Origin of the sequence: Streptomyces sp. NPDC056128, from assembly GCF_042263835.1 — a bacterium.
Taxonomy (GTDB): Bacteria; Actinomycetota; Actinomycetes; order Streptomycetales; family Streptomycetaceae; genus Streptomyces.
In genome coordinates this window covers 1-1,599 of the sequence record NZ_JBHJVQ010000088.1, presented here as the reverse complement: position 1 = coordinate 1,599, position 1,599 = coordinate 1, and the positions used below count along the sequence as shown (strand labels likewise).

General features: G+C 68.3%; 1 protein-coding gene. It reads left to right on the top strand.

The window, feature by feature from the left end; genetic code table 11:
* A partial coding sequence (locus tag ACFC1X_RS40735; protein WP_376364821.1) for an amino acid adenylation domain-containing protein occupies nt 1-1,464 on the top strand: 1,464 nt, incomplete at its 5' end.
* Nucleotides 1,465-1,599: the final 135 nt, after the last annotated feature.

Sequence of the window (1,599 nt, the reverse complement as noted above, 5' to 3'; positions counted from 1 at the left end):
CTGGATTCGCTGCCGGACCTCGACGGTCTGCCGGAGACCGATCCGCGTGTGCGGATCCATCCCGACCACCCGGCCTACACGATCTACACCTCCGGCTCGACCGGCCGCCCCAAGGGCGTCATCGTCACCCACCGAAACGCCTGCCGGCTGTTCGCGGTCACGGAGGAAGTCTTCTCGTTCGGTCCGGACGACGTGTGGACACTGTTCCACTCCTACGCCTTCGACTTCTCCGTGTGGGAGATCTGGGGCGCACTCCTCCACGGCGGCCGACTGGTCGTCGTCCCGCAGCTCGACAGCCGGTCTCCCGTGAGCTTCCTCGAACTGCTCGTCAAGGAAGGGGTGACGTTCCTCAACCAGACGCCGTCCGCATTCCGGCAGCTGACCCGGGCGGCGCAGGAGAACCGCGACCTCGCGGACATGCTTGTGCTGCGCCACGTGGTGTTCGGCGGGGAGAAGCTCGACCTGCCCGCCCTGGCGGACTGGTACGAGATTAGGTCCGCCGACGCTCCGATCCTGGTCAACATGTACGGGATCACCGAGACGACGGTGCACGTCAGCTACCTGCCCCTGACCGAGGAGATGACCGGCGCCGGGGCCGGCAGCCTGATCGGCCGGGCCATCGGCGATCTGTGCACGTACGTGCTCGACGACCTGCTGTGCCCGGTCCCGGTCGGCGTGGCCGGTGAGCTGTACGTTGCGGGAGCCGGCCTGGCGCGTGGTTACCTGGATCGGGCGGCGCTCACCGCGACACGGTTTGTCGCAGATCCGTTCGCTCCGGGCGGTGGGCGCATGTACCGGACCGGGGACGTGGCGCGCTGGACCACCGACGGCGGCCTGGAATTCATCGGCCGTGCCGACGACCAGGTCAAGGTGCGCGGGTTCCGGATCGAGCTCGGTGAGATCGAGGCCGCGCTCGGCGGCGATGCGGAAGTCGTCCACTGCGTCGTGATCGTGCGGGAGGACCGCCCCGGTGACCAGCGGATCGCCGCCTACGCCGTGCCCGCCGAGGGCTGCGAAGCCGATCCGGCCAGGCTGCGCCGACGACTTCAGACGATGCTGCCCGACCACATGGTGCCTTCGGCGTTCGTGATGATGGACCGGCTGCCGCTGACGGCGAACGGGAAGCTCGACCGCAAGGCGCTCCCGGTGCCGGCTCACGTGCCCGCCGCGGGTAGTGGCCGGGGACCGCGCACCGCGCACGAGGAAGTCCTCTGCGCCCTGTTCGCGGAGGTGCTGGGGCTGGAGAGGGTCGGCATCGACGACGACTTCTTCGAACTCGGTGGTCACTCGATCCTGGCGACGCGGCTGGTCAGCCGCGTTCGCAACCAGCTCGGTGTCGAGCTGCCCATTCGCGCGATGTTCGACACGCCCACCGTGGCCGGCATCGCTTCACACACAGCGCAGCCGCAGACCCCCAAGCGGCCTGCTCTGACACCGCGACCCAGGCCCACCACGGCCCAATAACGGCTGGTTGGCGCGGTTCTTCCCCCGGTTACGTGATTCCTATGGAGTTTTGATGATTCCTCTGTCGTTTGCGCAGCGTCGGCTGTGGTTCCTGGGTCGGTTCGGTGCGGCGGGTTCGGCGTACAACATGCCGTT